Below are 16443 nucleotides of genomic sequence, written 5' to 3' on the forward strand. Positions count from 1 at the left end.
AGATCGGAACATGACAATCCCGCTCATCGCAGGCGCGACCCTGCATCCGCTCGTGCTCCCGGCACGGGCGGATGCAGCGGACGCGGGCGAGTTCCGCGAACTCGCCCGCGTCCGCAACACCGTCTACCGGGAGATCACCGGTCGTCGCGAAGAAGACCTGACTCCCGAGGCCCTCTTGCCGATCCTGCGCTCGCGTCCCGAGCGCACGACCGTCTCCTGGGTCGTCCGTATCGATGATCGGATCGTCGGCCGTGCAGTCGTCAACATCCCGCACGAGGAGGGTTCGCGCGTCGCCGTCGCGATGATCGAACTGCTCCCGCGGGTCTGGGGACGCGGCATCGGAAGCGCAGTGCTGCCGCATGTCGAGGCCGTGGCACGTGAGCACGGCCGCACCGTCATCCAGAACTGGAATGAGCAGCAGCCGAGCGACGGCCCGCGCATCGATTCGCCGACGGGCTTCGGCAGCGTTCCCGAAGATCACGTGGCGCGCTTCCTCGTCCGGCACGGCTTCCGCCTCGAGCAGGTCTACCGCGTGAGCCATCTGGAGCTGACGGCGGGCGCTCTGGAACGCGCGCACGAACTGGGCGCGCAGGCGCGCGCGGCATCCGCCGACTACCGCGTCGTGCAGTGGATGCTCCCGACACCGCCCGAGCGAGCGGCCGGGTATGCGTGGATGAAGTCGCGCATGTCGACCGACGCCCCCGCGGCCGGTCTCGAGATGGACGAGGAGAAGTGGGATGTCGACCGCCTGACGGCAGGTGAGCAGCGCATCGCCGAGATGGGCCGGACCGTGCTCGTGACCGCGGCGGAGCACATCGCGTCCGGCGAGCTGTGCGCGTTCTCGGAACTCGCCATCGGACCGGACACGCACGAGGTCACGCACCAGGAGGACACGCTCGTCCTGCGCGAGCATCGCGGCCACCGACTCGGCCTGTTGGTGAAGACCGCCGCTCTGCTCGCCTGGCCCCAGATCGCGCCTGGCTCACCCCGCGTGATCACCTACAACGCCGAGGAGAACCGGCCGATGCTCTCCATCAACGAGGCCATCGGCTTCACGCCCACCGCCTACGAGGGGGCCTGGAAGAAGGAACTGACATGAACACCATCGCGCTGACCATCGCGCCGCTCACCGTCCCCCGCTCTCTCGACGACGCCGATGCCGCCGACTTCCTCGCCTACGGGGAACTCAACCGGCAGATCTGCGACGAAGCGGTCGGGCTCCCCGACCTGGCACCGGATGCCGCGCAGATGCTCCCCGCCTGGCACGACAGCACCGACACGCTGCAGACCGGATTCGTCGCGCGCGCGGACGGGAGGATCGTCGGCATGGTGACGGCGTCCTTCGCGCAGGAGGCCGAGGCGCACGCCGCCGAGATCGACATGCTCGTTCCGGCAGAACACTGGGGCCGCGGCATCGAAGACGCGCTGCTCGCGCGAGCCGAGGACGAGGCGCGCGTGCGCGGGCGCAGCATCCTGCAGATCTGGAGCCTGCACCGTCCTGAGGAGTCGGAGCGGATGCTGGTCCCTCGCACCGGCTGGGGACGGGTACCCGCCATCGGTCTCAGCGACCTGCTCGAGGCGCGTGGCTACGACCTCGAACAGGTCGAACGCAACAGCGAGTTCGACCTGCGCGCCGATCCCACCCCGTTGCGTCGTGCCCTCGCCGAGGCGCAGTCGTTCGCCGGCGCCGACTACCGTGTCGTCCAGTGGATGCTCCCGACGCCGCCGGAGTTCCGCGACGGCTTCGCCGCCGTGCTCGCTCGACTGTCGACGGATGCGCCGAGCGGCGACATGGACTTCGTCGCGGAGCAATGGGACGCAGACCGCGTGGTGCGGCGCGAGGCTCAGCTCACGGGCGCGGGTCAGGCGGTGTCCGTGGTGGCCGTCGAGCACATGCCGACCGGAGACCTGGTGGCCTACAACGAGCTGCTGATCTCGGCGGACCGTGCCGGCGTCACGCACCAGTTCGGCACGCTGGTCTCGAAGGAGCACCGTGGGCACCGGCTGGGCATGATCGTGAAGTGCGCCAACCTGCTGCACTGGCGCGAGCTGATGCCGGCTTCGGCGGTCGTCTCGACGTTCAACGCCGAGGAGAACCGGCCGATGCTGAGCATCAACGAGGCCATCGGCTTCGTGCCCGTCTCCTACGCGGGAGCGTGGCAGAAGAGGATCTGACGGCGGCGGACCCGATCTCATTCTCCGGGATGACGTCGGGTCCGCATCCTCATCCGCCTGACGGACGACGACGGCGCGGCAGGCGACGACGCTGGATATATGAACATCCCCGTGATCGAAGCCCATGCCCTGCTCAAGAACTTCGGCTCGACCCGCGCCCTCGCCGGTGTCGACCTCGCCGTCACGCGCGGCGAGTCCGTCGCGATCATGGGAGCGTCGGGGTCCGGCAAGACAACGCTCCTGCACGTGCTGGCCGGGATCATCGCTCCGGATGCCGGCGCCGTGACCTTCCGTCCGGCGGAGGGCGCCCCCGTCGAGGTCACCGCACTGGGAGAATCGGCTCGCTCTCGACTGCGACGGGAGCGCTTCGGGTTCGTCTTCCAGCAGGGTCTGCTGATCCCCGAGCTGACCGCCGTCGAGAACGTCGTCTTGGCGTCGATGATCAACGAGGTCCGGCGCCAGGATGCCGTGCAGCATGCCGCCGCCTGGCTGGCGGCACTCGGCCTCGCCGGGATGGAGGACCGCCGCATCGGCGAGCTCTCCGGCGGCCAGGCTCAGCGTGTCGCGATCGCGCGCGCGCAGGCGACCGGTGCGGAACTCGTGTTCGCCGACGAGCCGACCGGCGCGCTGGATTCGCACACCTCGGCGGAGGTGATGGACGCGCTGCTGTGGTCGACGACCGGGCAGGGACGCACGCTCGTCGTGGTCACCCACGACCCCGAGGTCGCCGCACGCTGCACGCGCACGATCGCCGTGCGCGACGGCCGCATCGTCTCCTCGGCGGTGGCCGCATGAACGTGAACGTGCTCGCCCTGCTGCTGCGTCCGGCGCCCGGGCAGAACAGCGTGCTCGCGCTTCCGGTCGTCGCCTTCGGCGTGGTCACGACGCTCGTGCTCACGGTGATCGGCGGTGCGCAGTCGTTCTGGGGTTGGACCGACGAGTTCGCGCCGGTCTATCAGGCGCTGGCCGCGATCGCCCTCGTGCTGCTCGTCGTCCCGCTCATGTCGCTCGGAGGTGCGGCAGCGCGCCTCTCGGCCCGGCGCCGGGACGAACGGCTCTCGACCCTCCGCCTTCTCGGTGTCTCCCCCGCCGGCGTCACCGTGGCGACCGTCGCCGAATCTGTCCTCGTGGCCGGAGCCGGAGCCCTGGCCGGTGTCGTCGGGCACCTCGCGCTCAGTCCTCTGATCGGGCTGATCCCGTTCCGCGGCGAGCCGCTCGGATTCGCGGCCGTGGTCCTGTCGCCGCTGCACATCGTCGCGGTGTTCGGCGGAGTGCTGCTCCTCGCCGCCGCCAGCGCCGTCATCGGGCTCCGACGCGTCGTGATCTCGCCGCTGGGCGTGCGCACTCGCACCACGGCGTCGAAAGTGCACTGGATCCGGGCTGTCATCGCCGCGGGGGTCATCGCGATCGCGTTCGTCGTGATCAAGGTGTTCCCGTCGGTGGGTGGCCTCGTCGGCACGATCGTGGTCCTCGCGGGCCTGTTCGCCGGCGTGCTGGCCGTGCTGAACGTCGTCGGCCCCTGGGTGCTCAAAGTGTCGGCATCGCGGCAGCTGCGTCGCGCCGAGAAGCCCGAGCGACTCCTCGCCGCCCGCATCGTCCTGGACTCCCCGAAGGCCGCATGGCGGCAGGTGGGCGGCATCGCGATGGCCAGCTTCATGGCGGTGTTCGCCGGCACGGGCGTCGCGCTCCTGAACGTCATGAGCGCCGAGGGCGCCGCCGCGTCTGACCTCGCCCTGGCAGACGACATCCGCACCGGACTCGTCATCACCCTCATCGGGTCGTTCCTCATGGTGGCGGCATCCGTCGGTGTCAATCAGGCATCGGACGTGCTCGATCAGCGTGATCTGCACCGCAGCCTGCATCATCTGGGGATGCCGCTGGAGACCGTCGACCGCGCCCGCCGCCGGGCCATCATGTCGCCGCTGCTCGTCACGGCGATCGGATCGGCATTGTGCGGCGGCGTGCTGGTGCTCCCCCTGGTCGGGATCGCGCTGATCACCGCACCCGTCTCCCTGCTCACCATCGCGGCCGTCGTCGCGGTCGGGATCGGCGTCGTCTGGGCGAGCACCTGGGCCACGCGCCCGCTGCTGACCGGCGCGTTCCAGGAGGCGTGAAGGAGCCGAGCGTCAGCGGCGACGCTGGCAGCGCGGGCAGTAGTGCGAGGAGCGGTTCATGAACGACTCGCGGCGGATCGGGGTCCCGCAGCGCGGACACGGCTGCCCGCCGCGGCCGTAGGCGTTCAGGGAGTGCGCGAAGTAGCCGGCCTGGCCGTTCACGTTGACGTACTGCGCGTCGAAACTGGTCCCGCCCTCGGCGAGAGCCTTCGCGAGGACGGCACGGACCTCGGCGAGGAGTCGCTGCACCGCGGGCGTGGAGAGACGATTCGCCGGTGTCTCCGGATGGATCTTCGCCGCCCAGAGAGCCTCGTCGGCGTAGATGTTCCCGATCCCGCTGACGACGCCCTGATCGAGCAGCACCCGTTTGATCGCGCTGTTCTTGCGCGTGAGAGCATGCCGGAAGCGATCGTCGTCGAAGGCCTCGTCGACGGGGTCTCGGGCGATGTGGCCCACCTGCGTCGGAATGAGCGACGGACCGTCATGGATGAGAGCGTCGACGGCGAGAGAGCCGAACGTGCGCTGATCGGCGAACACGATGGCGAGCTCGCCGTGCGTCGGGTGCTCGAGATTGATCCGCACGCGTTCATGGCGTTCGGCCGCGGCATCCGGAGATCGCAGCAGCATCTGACCGCTCATGCCGAGGTGCGCGATCAGCGCGGACTCGGCGTCGTCGAGAGGGAGCCAGAGGAACTTGCCTCGCCGGGAGGCGGCAGCGAAACTGCGGCCCTCGAGCCGGGCGACGAAATCGAAGACGCCCGCCGGATGCCGCGTCAGCGCGCGCTCGTCGAAGACGGTCACCGCGGTGATCAGGGATCCGATGGCCGCCGGTGCGAGACCCGCGCGGACGACCTCGACCTCGGGAAGCTCAGGCACGCTCGTTCAGCGTGCGCCAGGCGCTCAGCGCGGCCGCCATCTCGGCGGTCTTCTTGCTGCTTCCGGTGCCGGTCATGCGGACATCGCCCACGGCCACGGTCGCGGTGAAGCGCCGGTCGTGGTCGGGACCGCTGGCCTCGACCGAGTACTGCGGCGGGGTGGCTCCGGACCGTGCCGCGAGCTCCTGAAGACTGGTCTTCGGATCCATCGCCGCGCCGTACCGCTCGGGGTCGGCGAGCAGCGGCTCGGTGAGTCTCAGCACGAGTTCCGTCGCCGCTTCGGGCCCCGCAGACAGATACGTGGCGCCGATGACGGCCTCCATCGTGTCGGCCAGGATCGAGTCCTTGTCGCGTCCGCCGGTCTGCTCCTCGCCACGACCGAGCAGCAGATGGCTGCCGAGGTCGATGCCGCGGGCGACCTCGGCGAGGGCGACGGTCGAGACGACGCTCGCGCGCCGCTTCGCCAGCTCGCCCTCATCCAGCCCGGGGTGAGTGGTGAACAGCATCACCGTGACCGCCTGACCGAGCACCGAGTCTCCGAGGAACTCGAGGCGCTCGTTGTGGGGAATGCCCCCGTGCTCGTACGCGTACGAGCGGTGAGTCAGGGCCAACTCCAGAAGCTCCGCGTCGATATCGACGCGGAGCTTGTCTGGGAGAGGTCTCGTCCCCCCGGGGACCTCTGTCACAGTCGTGGAACGCGACTCAGACGTCAGCGACCTTGCGGCCCTTGTACTCCATGTAGAGCTCGGTGCCCTGGGAGTCGGTGACGACCTTCGCCTGGTGAGGGCGGCTGTAGACGACCTGACCGTTCTCGACCGTCTTCACGAGGGCGACGGGGGCCGCCTTCCACTGCGCGCGGCGCGAGCGGGTGTTCGAACGGGAGACCTTGCGCTTCGGGGGGTTACCAGCCATGACTAGCTCTCTTCTTTCTCGGCGGCGCGAGATTCCTCCGCGCCGTCTTGGTCTGTGATCTGTTGGAGCGCACTCCATCGAGGATCGATGGGAGCTGCCTGCTCCGTTCCGGTGCTCTCGGCCAGTCGTTCGCCCGTTTGCGGGTCGAGACCCGGGCAATCCGGCTGACACACCGGCTGAAATGGAAGCGACAATACGGCCGCATCCCTGACGAGAGTTTCAAGATCCACGTGGTCGTCTTGAACCTCGAAGTCAGTTTCTTCCTCACCAGGATACGCGAAAAGCTCCTGGAACTCGACTTCGACGGGCCGGGCGATGTCGATGAGGCATCTTCCGCACACGCCGGCGTACTCTGCATCCGCTGTTCCGGACACGAGAATGCCCTCGTGGACCGACTCGAGACGCACGTCGAGGTCCATCTCCGAGCCTGCTTCGAAGGAGACGATTCCTTCACCCCAGGGTTCGGCGAGAGTCACCGTGAACTCGTGTTCACGCATCTCCCCCGGTCGTCGGACGATGTCGCGGACGGGAAGGACGAAAGGGCCGTTCAGTCGAGATCGCACCACGCCATGTTACCCGGCTCCGTCTGCGAGCGGGCCGGGCGTCGCCGCGGAAGAGAGCTCAGATGCCGCGGGCACCCGTGTCGAGGAAGGCCGCGACGGCGGGCGGCACGAAGGGGGTCACGTCGCCGCCGAGCGATGCGACCTGACGCACCAGCGAGCTCGAGACGAGGGCGTGCGACGGGTCGGGCAGCAGGAAGACGGTCTCGATGTCGGCCAGGTGCCGGTTGACGATCGCCATCGGGGATTCGTAGGCCACGTCGATCTGGGAGCGGATGCCCTTCACCAGCACCCCCGCGCCGACGTCGCGCGCGTAGTCGACGAGCAGACCCATGCTCCAGGAGCCGATGACGATGGTGCCCTCCATGCCGTCCTCGGCGATGGATCGCTCGAGCAGGGTCAGGCGCTGGGCGATCGGAAGCATGGCCTCTTTGCCCGGGTTGTGTACGACGAGCACATGCAGCTCGTCGTACAGCTTCGCGGCACGGCGGATCACGTCGAGGTGACCGAGGGTCGGCGGATCGAAGGATCCCGGGACGACGGCGATCCGGCTGCTCATTTCGAATCCATCCGTCGCTCAGTGCATCGCATGGCTCCAGCCTAGGGCACGGCGAAAGCGTCAGTTCTTCGCGAGCGCGGCGCGATCCTCGTCGCTCACTCGTCGGCCGATGACCTCGCGCAGGCCCGTGTGTCGGGCCAGTTCGGGATCAGCGGACAGGATCTCCTCGGCCACCTCGCGCGCCCGCGTGATGAGCCCTGCGTCCTTCACCACGCGCAGAAGCTTCAGCGACGATCGGACACCGGCCTGCGCGGCACCGAGCACATCGCCCTCGCCGCGGAGTTCGAGATCGACCTCCGCCAGCGCGAAACCGTCGAGGGTCGCGGCGACCGCGTCGACACGCTCCCGCGCGACGGACCCGGACTCCGCCTCGGTGACGAGCAGACAGAGGCCGGGAACCCCGCCTCTGCCCACCCGGCCGCGCAGCTGATGCAGCTGTGACACGCCGAAGCGATCCGCGTCGAGCACGATCATCGTGGAGGCGTTGGGCACGTCGACGCCGACCTCGATGACCGTGGTGGCCACCAGCAGGTCGATCTCGCCGCGTGCGAAGGCCTGCATCACGGCGTCCTTCTCGTCGGACGGCATCTTGCCGTGCAGCACGGCACGCCGGACCCCGCCGAGCTTGGGGTGCGTCGCAAGCGCCTCATCGAGCTGCACGACGCCCCATCGCGGACCCGCCGCGCCCTCGGGAGCGATCGCGAGCTGCTCCCCCGGCTCGGCGGTCTTCTTGGCGGTGTCGATCGCCGCGCAGACCGCGAAGACCTGCCGACCCTGGCTGATCTCCTCGGCAGCGCGGTCCCAGACGCGGTTGAACCATCCCGGGTGCTCCGCGAGCGGCGCCACGAACGATTCGATGCCGGCGCGCCCTGCGGGCATCGTGCGGATGACCGAGGTGTCGAGGTCGCCGAAGACGGTCATCGCCACGGTCCGCGGGATCGGCGTCGCCGTCAGCACGAGCGCATGCGGGCTCGAACCCTTGGCTCGCAACGCCTCGCGCTGCTCGACCCCGAAACGATGCTGCTCGTCGACGACGACGAGGCCGAGATCCGCGAAGGTCGTCTTCTCCCCCAGCAGCGCGTGCGTGCCGACGACGACGAGCGCCTGTCCCGAGGCGACGCGCAGGGCGGCCTTGCGGCGCTCGGCGGCGGGCATCTGCCCGGTGAGCAGCGTGGGCATGACCAGCGGCGCCAGTGCCGGACCGAGCATCTTCGCGATGGAGCGCAGGTGCTGACCCGCGAGCACCTCGGTCGGGGCGATCAGCGCCGCCTGGCCGCCGCTCTCCGCGACCTGCAGCATCGCCCGCAACGCGACCAGCGTCTTTCCGGAACCGACCTCGCCCTGCACCAGGCGGTTCATCGGCCACGCGCCGACGAGGTCCTGAGCGACCTGATCGCCGACCGTCTGCTGGTCGGGCGTCAGCACGTACGGCAGTGCGGCGTCGAAGCGCTCGAGCAGACCGCCGGGCTGCGCCGGGCGGGCCGTCGCCGAGAGCGCGCGCACGGCATCGCGCTGCTGCAGGAGGGCCGTCTGCAGGGTCAGCGCCTCGTGCATGCGCAGCGTGCGCACCGCCGGATCGATGTCGTTGCGCGTGCGGGGCCGATGGATCAGTTCGAGGGCTTCGCGAGCTGTCAGGAGCTCATCACCGGTGCGCACGGCATCGGGGAGCGGATCGGGGACCGTGGGCAGATCGTCGAGGACCCGCCCGACGAACTTCGCGATCTGCCAGGTCTGGATCGTCGATGTCGCCGGGTAGATCGGGATGAGCACCGCGGCACGCGCGTCGGCCCTGCGCCGGGCCGCGTCTTCGTCGTCGAAGAGCTCGTACTCGGGATGCGCGAACTGGGTGACCTCGTTGAACATGCCGACCTTGCCGGAGAACACGCCTCGACGACCGACCGCGAGGTCTTTCGACCGCCACTCGGCGGCACCGATGTTCTTGGCGAAGAACGTCAGCGACATGCGCCCGATGCCGTCGCCGATCACGACGTCGACCATGGCGCCCTGACGGTTGCGCATGCGGCGGAAGCTCGAGGACAGGACCTCGGCCACGATGGTGACGGTCTCGCCGATCGGGAGGTCGCGGATCGGGGTCAACTCCCCCGGGTCGGCGTAGCGCCGCGGGTAGTGCGAGACCAGATCGCCCACCGTGCGCATGCCGAACGCCCGGTTCAGCGACTTCGCGGGGACGGCGCCGAGCGCGTCTTCCAGCGACGAATCGAGCGTGAGCGGCATGCTCCGAGTCTAGGGAACGCCACGGACGCGCCGGACGCCGCGACTGTCGTATCGTGAACGGGTGACGAGGATCATCGCCGGACGCGCGCGCGGGGCACGACTCGAGGTTCCTGGCTCGGGAACGCGTCCGACCAGCGACCGCGTGCGCGAGTCCCTGTTCGGGGCTCTGGAGTCTGCGGATGCCATCCGCGGAGCCCGTGTGCTCGACCTGTACGCGGGATCAGGCGCCCTGGGTCTGGAGGCCCTCAGCCGCGGCGCGGCGAGCACTGACCTCGTCGAGCGCGGCCGTCAGGCGGCGGCGCTCATCCGGCGCAACGCCGCGACCGTGGTGAAGGCCGGCGGAGCATCGGCGGCGCGAGTCCACGAGGTGGCCGTGCACACCTACCTGCTGCGGGCGACGGGGCCCTTCGACCTCGTCTTCTCCGATCCGCCGTACGACCTCGACGACGAGGCGATGACGGCGGACCTCGTCGCGCTCGCTCCTCTGCTGTCGCCGGACGCCCTCGTCATCGTCGAGCGGGCGCGGCGTTCCACCCCGCCCGACTTCGCCGCGGCAGGTCTCGAGCTGTTCCGTGAGAAGTCCTACGGCGACACCGCGCTCTGGTGGGCGGAACCGGCGGCATCCGACGATGACCCCGGTGTCGATGCTCAGCCCGCGACCGAGTCCCAGTCCCGGTAGGGATCCCATCCGGTGATGTCGACCGGGCGATCGTCGCAGAGCAGTCCCTCGTCGCCCCGGCCGCGTACCTCGCCGATGATGCGGAACCCCGGCGGGAGCACGCCGTCCGGGAAGGTCGCCAGCAGGCCGTGGTCCTCGCCGCCGGCCAGCGCGCGGTTCGGGTTCTCGCCGAGCGACCGGCTGTCGAGGGCGATGGTGACCCCGGATGCCGCGGCCATCCGTCGCGCGTCGAGTGCGAGTCCGTCGGAGATGTCCATCATCGCCGTCGCGCCCGCCGTGGCCGCGACCGGGCCGAGTCCGATCGGAGGCGACGGACGCAGCTGCGCGGAGACCGCGGCGCTCTCCCCTGCGGCGAGCAGAGCCGGATCGATCGCCACCGGCACGTCGTCATCGCGGAACCGGCCGAACAGCACGGCAAGGCCGTGCGCGGCGTGTCCGAGTTCCCCCGCGACCGCCACCACGTCGCCTGGACGAGCCCCGCTGCGCGTCACGGCCGCGCGCCCTTCGAGATCACCGAGCGCCGTCACCGCGACGGTCAGCACGTCCGAGACAGTGAGGTCGCCGCCCACGACAGCGCACCCGGGCGCGAGCGCCGCACACGCTTCTCGGAGACCGTCGGCCAGGCCCTCGACGAACGAGAGGCGGAGGTCGCGGGGTACCGCCAGCGCGACGAGCAGAGCGGTCGGACGCGCGCCCATCGCCGCGATGTCGGCGAGGTTCACGGCCGCCGCCTTCCAGCCCAGGTCGTAGCCGCTCGACCAGGCGAGGCGGAAGTCCGGACCGTGCACGAGCGTGTCGGTCGTCGCCACGACCGTGCCGGACGGCGCGGCGATGACCGCGGCGTCGTCTCCGGGACCGAGGAGCGTGTAGGTCCCCGGCGCGGTCCGGGCGAGGATCGCGCGAAGGATCGCTCCCTCCGAGAGATCACCGAGGGCAGGGTCGTCGGCTTCGGGTCGGGAAGGCATGCTGTCAAAGGTAGCCTGGAAGCATGCTCCGTTCCCGTCGCCTCGCAGCCGTCGCAGGTGCGGTGATCCTGGCCGCTGCCCTCGCCGGCTGCTCGACGACCGTGCACCTCGAGCCCGCCGATGACGCGAACAACCCGGGCTGCGCGGCCGTCTCGGTGCTGCTGCCGGATACGGTCGCCGGGCTCGACCGCGTCTGGACGGATGCGCAGGCCACCGGCGCCTGGGGCGACCCGACGGTCGTGCTCCGCTGCGGCGTCGAACCTCCCGCGCCGTCGGAGCTGGTGTGCACCACGATCGGCGGCGTCGACTGGCTCGTGCTCGACCAGGAGGAGGAGCGGCAGCGACTCGTGACCTACGGCCGCGAGCCCGCCGTCGAGGTGAACATCCGCCGCGGGGAGCAGATCGACTTCCAGACGGTCGTCGACACGATCTCGTCCAGCATCCAGCCGGGACTCGCCCCGGCGACGGCGGAATGCACCGAGCGGGTCGAGTTCCCCGCCGGTTGAACGAAGGGCACCTAGACTCGCGGCATGAACCGCAACGCAGCAGGCCGAGCGTCCGTCGTCGCAGCGATCATGGTGGGAGTGGGGGCGCTGGCGAGCGGGTTCATCAACTTCCTGTTCCTGCTGGCTGGCGTCGAGAGCCTTCCACGGCTGCTGATCCTGCAGGATCCGATCGGGTTCGCCCTCCGGCCCCGCGTGCAGCCGATGGCCGTCGTGGCGATGCTCGTCGCCCTCGTGATCCTCGTGGGGCTGACGTGGCTCTTCGTCCGCATGATCGTGCGCTCGGCACTGCCCGGCCGCGCTGCCGCCGTGTTCTTCGGCACCTGGGGCGCGGTCATCCTCGCGTCGTGGACCGCGGGGGTCCTGCGGGCGCCGCTCGTGCTCATGGTGCTGCAGATCCCTGCCGAGCAATCCGAGATCCTGATGACGCAGTTCTCCCAGATCAGCCTCGCCGGCGCCACCTGGGGTCTGATGTGGGGTTGGCTCACCGCGCTGGTGGTCGCGCTCGTCCACCGCACGGCCGCCAACGCGCCCGGCGAGCCCGCCAGCGCGTCGGCTCCTCCGACCTACCCGGCGGCGCAGACGTATCCGCCTGCGCCGCCTGTGGCGGGCTGAATCAGCGGCGGAGGCCGGCCTCGACGAGCTCGGTGATCAGGTCGCCGTAGCCGAGTCCGGAGGCGACCCAGCACTTCGGGAACATCGAGATCGGCGTGAAGCCGGGCATGGTGTTCAGCTCGTTGACGACGAGCTCGCCCTCGGATGTGAGGAACATGTCGACGCGGGCCAGGCCGCGACCGTCGACGGCCTCGAACGCCCGGATGCCGATGTCCTGGATGGCCCGCGTCTCGGCGTCGGTGAGCTCGGCGGGGCAGACCACATCGACGCCGTCCCCGCCCAGGTACTTGCCCTCGAAGTCGTAGAACCCGCGGGACGTCAGCACGATCTCGCCGGGGAGAGACGCGCGCACACCGTCAGCGCTCTCCAGGATCGCGACCTCGATCTCCCGCCCGGAGACACCGGTCTCGATGAGCACCTTGTCGTCTTCGGCGAACGCGATCGCCAGCGCGGCGTCCAGCTCGTCGAGGGCCTCGACCTTGGAGACGCCGACACTGGACCCGGCGCGGGCCGGCTTCACGAACAGCGGAAGGCCGAGTTCTGCGGCCCGTGAACGGGCCGGAGCGGCATCCTGATCCCACTCGCGACGACGCACCGTCACCCCGGGAGCCACGGCGATGCCGGCGGCCTGCAGAGCGATCTTCATGAAGTGCTTGTCCATGCAGAGCGCGGAGTCCAGGACGCCGCCACCCGCGTACGGGACCTCGAGCGTGTCGAAGAACCCCTGGATCGTGCCGTCCTCGCCGTGGGTGCCGTGGAGGATCGGCAGCACGACGTCGATCTCCCCATGCCCCCGGGTCTCGCCGTCGGGGTGCACGACGCGCAGGGTGCGGTCGCCGCCGGGCTCCGGCCACAGGATGCGGGTGCCGTTGTCGACCACCTCGGGAAGGTGCGCCGCGTCGAGCGGGAACTTCGCGGGGTCGTCGTCTTCGAGGACGAAGGCTCCCTCGCGCGTGATGCCGACCGGGATCACGACGTAGCGGTCGCGATCAATCGCTCCCAGCACGCCCCCCGCCGTGGCGGAACTGATCGAATGCTCGCTGGAGCGCCCGCCGAAGAGCACCACCACCGTCTGCTTGTCCATGGTTGGTCCTCTCACCCTGGGGGGTGTCGTCGTCCGTCGTCAGGTGGGGTGCGATGTCACGGGGATCCATCTTCCCGTCCAGCACCATCTTCACCTGCTCGACGATGGGCATGTCCACCTCGGACTCGCGGGCGAGCTGCAGGATGGGCGCGACGGACGCGAGGCCCTCCGCGGTCTGCTGCATCTGCTTCACGACGTCCTGGAAGCTGTAACCCTGGCCGAGCAGGCGCCCGGCCGTGTTGTTGCGGCTCAGCGGAGACTGGCAGGTGGCGATCAGGTCGCCGAGGCCGGCGAGACCCTGCAGCGTCTCCGGGTGGGCGCCGTTCGCCACGGCGAAGTCGGTCATCTCGACGAGTCCGCGGGTGATGATCGACGCCTTGGTGTTCTCGCCGTAGCCCACACCGTCGACGATGCCGATCGCGACGGCGATGAGGTTCTTGAGCACGCCGCCGAACTCGGTGCCGATCACATCGGTGTTGACGAAGGTGCGGAAGTAGCTGTTGCGCGCGGCGCGGGCGACGATCTCGGCCGTCTCCTGGCTGCGCGACGAGATCACGGCGGCGGTCGGCTGCTCGCGGGCGATCTCCAGGGCCAGGTTCGGTCCGGAGGCCACCGCGATGCGGTCGGGGTCGCACCGCAGCTCCTGCTGGATGACCTGGCTCATGCGCAGTCCGGTGCCGCGCTCGACGCCCTTCATCAGGCTGACGATCTTGGCGTCGCTGTCGGCGAGCAGCGGTCGCAGCGCCTTCAGGTTCTCGCGCAGCGACTGGCTCGGCACGGAGAGGTAGACCTGTTCCGCGCCCTCGAGCGAGGTGGACAGGTCGTGGGTGGCGGCCATCGTGCGCGGCAGGTTGATGCCCGGCAGGTAGCGCGAGTTGCGCTTGGCCTCGTCGATCTCGTGTGCGAGTTCGGCGCGGCGCGCCCACATCGTCACCCGTGCCCCGCCGTCGGCGAGGATCTTGCCGAAGGTGGTGCCCCAGCTGCCCGCGCCGATGACGGTCGCGCGCGGTCCGACCGGCGTGGCAGGTCTCTTAGGAGTCAAGGCGACCCGTCTCCTTCTGGCCGTGGCTCGCGGGATTCCAGCGCTCCGCGGGGGCCTTCTCGTCGCGCAGCTGCTCCAGCAGCGCGGTGATCGCGTTCATCAGGCGGGTGGTCGCCTCGTTCAGGACCGCCGGCTCGCCCGCTCGTCCGCGGAGGTCCGACACGTCGACCGGGTCCCCGATGATGACCTGCACCGGCTTGCGCAGCGGCCAGAGGCTGAGGCCCTTCTGGTAGCGGCCCATGATCGCCTGCGTGCCCCACTGCGCCATCGGGATGAGCGGGATGCCGTCGGTGAGAGCCAGGCGCACCGCGCCGGACTTCCCCCGCATGGGCCACAGGTCAGGGTCACGCGTGAGCGTACCCTCCGGGTACACGATGACACCCCGGCCGTGCTTCACGAGCTCAGCGGACTGGGTCAACGTCTGCCTCGCGGACGCTGCCGACGAGCTGCGGGCCACCGGAACCATGCCCGTGCGGCGCAGCACCCAGCCGAGCACCGGCACCCGGAACAGACTCTCCTTCGCCATGAAGCGCGGGGCGAGCCCGGCACGCCACACGGCGACCGCCACGACCAGCGGATCGAACTCCGAGTAGTGGTTAGGGGCGAGGACGAACGCGCGCTCGCGCGGCAGCTTCTCGGCGCCGGTCACGCGGATCTTGGCCAGCAACGCCACCAGCGGCACCACGATCCCCGCGAGCGGCCAGAAGAACAACGGCCGAGCCCGCTCCGTCGACCGCGGAGTCATCGATGTCACCGGATGACGTCGAAGTCAGCGCCGAGAGCGTCGAGCTTGGCCAGGAACTTCTCGTATCCGCGGCTGAGGATGTCGACACCCGACACCTTCGACTCGCCGGAGGCGGTGAGTGCGGCAATGACGTGGCTGTAGCCGCCCCGCAGATCGGGAACGACGATGTCGGCGCCGTGCAGCGGCGTGGGGCCGGTGACGACGGCCGCCTGCTCCAAGTCGCGACGGGGGACGCGACGAGGGCCGTCCTGCAGTCCTCGGGGGTGCACGACGATGTCGGCCCCCATCTTGACCAGCGCGTCGGTGAATCCCAGGCGGTTCTCGTACACGGTCTCGTGCACGACGGAACGGCCGTGCGCCTGCGTCAGAGCAACGACCAGCGGCTGCTGCCAGTCCGTCATGAATCCGGGGTGCACGTCGGTCTCGATGACGACGGGCTTGATCTCGCCGTCACGGCGGAAGAGGATGCCGTCCTCCTTGACGTCGAACCAGCCGCCCGCCTTGCGGAAGACGTTGAGGAATGTCAGCATCTCCTGCTGCTTGGCGCCGCCGACGAAGATCTCGCCGTCTGTCGCCAGCGCGGCGGATGCCCAGGAGGCTGCCTCGTTGCGGTCGAAGATCGACCGGTGGTCGTAGCCGCGGAGCTTCTCGACGCCCTCGATGACGATGACCCGGTTGGGCTCGTAGGAGATGATCGCGCCCATCTTCTGCAGCACGGCGATCAGGTCCATGATCTCGGGCTCGATGGCGGCGTTGCGGAGCTCGGTCGTGCCCTCGGCGCGGACCGCGGTCAGCAGCACCTGCTCGGTGGCGCCGACGCTCGGGTACGGCAGGTGGATGTTCGCGCCGTGCAGACGGTTCCCACCCGTGGAGAGGCGGATGCCGCTCGGCAGCTTCTCGACGATCGCGCCGAACTTGCGCAGCGCGTCCAGGTGGAAGTCGATGGGGCGGTCGCCGATGCGGCAGCCGCCGAGGTCGGGGATGAAGGCCTGACCGAGACGGTGGAGCAGGGGTCCGCAGAACAGGATCGGGATCCTCGAGGCGCCGGCATGCGCATCGATCTCCTCGAAGTGGGCGGATTCCACATCGCTCGGGTCGAACACCAGCGCGCCGGGCTCGTCGCCGTCGGACACGCGCACACCGTGCACCTCGAGCAGCGAGCGCACCACGGCGACGTCGCTGATCGCGGGAACGTCGCGGAGCACGCTGACGGTCTCGCCGAGGAGCGAGGCCACCATCGCCTTGGTCGCGAGGTTCTTCGCGCCCTTGACGTCGACACGACCGCGAAGCGGACGACCCCCTCGAATAGCGAGGACGTCTCCGGTGAGAGCGGGGACTCCGTCCGGGAGAGCGTCGCGCACAGGTGTCGTCATTCGGAGC

Annotated in this window: 18 protein-coding genes; 7 read left to right on the top strand and 11 right to left on the bottom strand. The window is 69.9% G+C overall.

Features of this window, described 5'->3' with window-relative positions:
* Positions 1-10: 10 nt before the first annotated feature.
* The 4 genes from LC452_RS11070 (at position 11) to LC452_RS11085 (ending at position 4289) form a co-directional block, all read left to right on the top strand.
* Positions 11-1099, top strand: coding sequence for a GNAT family N-acetyltransferase (locus LC452_RS11070; protein ID WP_223625120.1), 1089 nt, complete (start codon positions 11-13; stop codon positions 1097-1099).
* Positions 1096-2175 (top strand): GNAT family N-acetyltransferase, encoded by a 1080-nt coding sequence (locus LC452_RS11075; protein WP_223625121.1) that lies wholly within the window; start codon positions 1096-1098, stop codon positions 2173-2175. The genes LC452_RS11070 and LC452_RS11075 overlap by 4 nt, the downstream gene beginning before the upstream one ends.
* Before the next feature lie 99 nt (positions 2176-2274).
* Positions 2275-2970, top strand: coding sequence for an ABC transporter ATP-binding protein (locus tag LC452_RS11080; protein ID WP_223625123.1), 696 nt, complete (start codon positions 2275-2277; stop codon positions 2968-2970).
* On the top strand, positions 2967-4289 hold the full coding sequence (locus LC452_RS11085) for an FtsX-like permease family protein (protein ID WP_223625126.1): 1323 nt from the start codon (positions 2967-2969) through the stop codon (positions 4287-4289). The genes LC452_RS11080 and LC452_RS11085 overlap by 4 nt, the downstream gene beginning before the upstream one ends.
* A 12-nt stretch (positions 4290-4301) precedes the next feature.
* Here LC452_RS11085 and mutM read toward each other — a convergent pair whose 3' ends face one another.
* From mutM to LC452_RS11115, 6 genes are all read right to left on the bottom strand, one after another.
* The gene (mutM, locus tag LC452_RS11090; RefSeq protein WP_223625127.1) at positions 4302-5165 is read right to left on the bottom strand and encodes a bifunctional DNA-formamidopyrimidine glycosylase/DNA-(apurinic or apyrimidinic site) lyase; all 864 of its coding nucleotides are present in this window, start codon (positions 5163-5165) and stop codon (positions 4302-4304) included.
* Positions 5158-5850 carry a ribonuclease III gene (gene rnc / locus LC452_RS11095; protein WP_223625129.1) on the bottom strand — a complete coding sequence of 231 codons (693 nt, stop codon included), beginning with the start codon at positions 5848-5850 and terminating at the stop codon, positions 5158-5160. The genes mutM and rnc overlap by 8 nt, the downstream gene beginning before the upstream one ends.
* Before the next feature lie 16 nt (positions 5851-5866).
* Positions 5867-6076: a 50S ribosomal protein L32 gene (gene rpmF / locus LC452_RS11100; protein ID WP_223625131.1), complete on the bottom strand. Its 210-nt coding sequence runs from the start codon at positions 6074-6076 to the stop codon at positions 5867-5869.
* 2 nt (positions 6077-6078) lie between these two features.
* Positions 6079-6627 carry a DUF177 domain-containing protein gene (locus LC452_RS11105; RefSeq protein WP_223627637.1) on the bottom strand — a complete coding sequence of 183 codons (549 nt, stop codon included), beginning with the start codon at positions 6625-6627 and terminating at the stop codon, positions 6079-6081.
* Between the two features lie 70 nt (positions 6628-6697).
* Positions 6698-7195, bottom strand: a complete 498-nt coding sequence (coaD, locus tag LC452_RS11110; protein WP_136056598.1) for a pantetheine-phosphate adenylyltransferase — start codon at positions 7193-7195, stop codon at positions 6698-6700.
* A gap of 60 nt (positions 7196-7255) precedes the next feature.
* Positions 7256-9430, bottom strand: a complete 2175-nt coding sequence (locus LC452_RS11115) for an ATP-dependent DNA helicase RecG (RefSeq protein ID WP_223625132.1) — start codon at positions 9428-9430, stop codon at positions 7256-7258.
* A gap of 61 nt (positions 9431-9491) precedes the next feature.
* Here LC452_RS11115 and rsmD point away from each other — a divergent pair, with 61 nt between their 5' ends.
* Entirely contained in the window at positions 9492-10109 is a 618-nt protein-coding gene (gene rsmD / locus LC452_RS11120) for a 16S rRNA (guanine(966)-N(2))-methyltransferase RsmD (RefSeq protein ID WP_223625134.1), read from the top strand.
* Here rsmD and thiL read toward each other — a convergent pair.
* Positions 10079-11074 (bottom strand): thiamine-phosphate kinase, encoded by a 996-nt coding sequence (gene thiL / locus LC452_RS11125; RefSeq protein ID WP_223625137.1) that lies wholly within the window; start codon positions 11072-11074, stop codon positions 10079-10081. The two genes, rsmD and thiL, sit on opposite strands and share 31 nt — an antisense overlap.
* Before the next feature lie 23 nt (positions 11075-11097).
* Between thiL and LC452_RS11130 the strand changes: the two genes are divergently transcribed.
* Positions 11098-11580 carry a DUF3515 family protein gene (locus tag LC452_RS11130; protein WP_223625139.1) on the top strand — a complete coding sequence of 161 codons (483 nt, stop codon included), beginning with the start codon at positions 11098-11100 and terminating at the stop codon, positions 11578-11580.
* A gap of 24 nt (positions 11581-11604) precedes the next feature.
* Positions 11605-12192 carry a hypothetical protein gene (locus LC452_RS11135; protein WP_223625141.1) on the top strand — a complete coding sequence of 196 codons (588 nt, stop codon included), beginning with the start codon at positions 11605-11607 and terminating at the stop codon, positions 12190-12192.
* Position 12193: 1 nt separating this feature from the next.
* Here LC452_RS11135 and LC452_RS11140 read toward each other — a convergent pair whose 3' ends face one another.
* Genes LC452_RS11140 through murA form a run of 4 tightly spaced genes read right to left on the bottom strand, consistent with a single transcriptional unit; the run spans position 12194 to position 16436 of the window.
* Positions 12194-13276 (bottom strand): D-alanine--D-alanine ligase family protein, encoded by a 1083-nt coding sequence (locus LC452_RS11140; protein ID WP_223625143.1) that lies wholly within the window; start codon positions 13274-13276, stop codon positions 12194-12196.
* Positions 13182-14318: an NAD(P)H-dependent glycerol-3-phosphate dehydrogenase gene (locus LC452_RS11145; RefSeq protein WP_223625145.1), complete on the bottom strand. Its 1137-nt coding sequence runs from the start codon at positions 14316-14318 to the stop codon at positions 13182-13184. Before LC452_RS11145 ends, LC452_RS11140 begins: the two co-directional genes overlap by 95 nt.
* On the bottom strand, positions 14308-15063 hold the full coding sequence (locus tag LC452_RS11150; RefSeq protein WP_223625147.1) for a 1-acyl-sn-glycerol-3-phosphate acyltransferase: 756 nt from the start codon (positions 15061-15063) through the stop codon (positions 14308-14310). The genes LC452_RS11145 and LC452_RS11150 overlap by 11 nt, the downstream gene beginning before the upstream one ends.
* A 5-nt stretch (positions 15064-15068) precedes the next feature.
* Positions 15069-16436, bottom strand: coding sequence for a UDP-N-acetylglucosamine 1-carboxyvinyltransferase (murA, locus tag LC452_RS11155; protein WP_223625149.1), 1368 nt, complete (start codon positions 16434-16436; stop codon positions 15069-15071).
* Between the last annotated feature and the right edge of the window lie 7 nt (positions 16437-16443).

Source organism: Microbacterium sp. EST19A, assembly GCF_019969685.1.
GTDB lineage: Bacteria > Actinomycetota > Actinomycetes > Actinomycetales > Microbacteriaceae > Microbacterium.

What these genes read in the sequence shown, in the direction of transcription:
- rpmF (WP_223625131.1), bottom strand. Translation starts at nt 6,076, where the DNA reads ATGGCTGGTAACCCCCCGAAGCGCAAGGTCTCCCGTTCGAACACCCGC.
- LC452_RS11070 (WP_223625120.1), top strand. Translation starts at nt 11, where the DNA reads ATGACAATCCCGCTCATCGCAGGCGCGACCCTGCATCCGCTCGTGCTC.
- LC452_RS11085 (WP_223625126.1), top strand. Translation starts at nt 2,967, where the DNA reads ATGAACGTGAACGTGCTCGCCCTGCTGCTGCGTCCGGCGCCCGGGCAG.
- LC452_RS11080 (WP_223625123.1), top strand. Translation starts at nt 2,275, where the DNA reads ATGAACATCCCCGTGATCGAAGCCCATGCCCTGCTCAAGAACTTCGGC.
- LC452_RS11075 (WP_223625121.1), top strand. Translation starts at nt 1,096, where the DNA reads ATGAACACCATCGCGCTGACCATCGCGCCGCTCACCGTCCCCCGCTCT.
- LC452_RS11130 (WP_223625139.1), top strand. Translation starts at nt 11,098, where the DNA reads ATGCTCCGTTCCCGTCGCCTCGCAGCCGTCGCAGGTGCGGTGATCCTG.
- LC452_RS11140 (WP_223625143.1), bottom strand. Translation starts at nt 13,276, where the DNA reads ATGGACAAGCAGACGGTGGTGGTGCTCTTCGGCGGGCGCTCCAGCGAG.
- coaD (WP_136056598.1), bottom strand. Translation starts at nt 7,195, where the DNA reads ATGAGCAGCCGGATCGCCGTCGTCCCGGGATCCTTCGATCCGCCGACC.
- LC452_RS11135 (WP_223625141.1), top strand. Translation starts at nt 11,605, where the DNA reads ATGAACCGCAACGCAGCAGGCCGAGCGTCCGTCGTCGCAGCGATCATG.
- thiL (WP_223625137.1), bottom strand. Translation starts at nt 11,074, where the DNA reads ATGCCTTCCCGACCCGAAGCCGACGACCCTGCCCTCGGTGATCTCTCG.
- LC452_RS11115 (WP_223625132.1), bottom strand. Translation starts at nt 9,430, where the DNA reads ATGCCGCTCACGCTCGATTCGTCGCTGGAAGACGCGCTCGGCGCCGTC.
- LC452_RS11150 (WP_223625147.1), bottom strand. Translation starts at nt 15,063, where the DNA reads ATGACTCCGCGGTCGACGGAGCGGGCTCGGCCGTTGTTCTTCTGGCCG.
- murA (WP_223625149.1), bottom strand. Translation starts at nt 16,436, where the DNA reads ATGACGACACCTGTGCGCGACGCTCTCCCGGACGGAGTCCCCGCTCTC.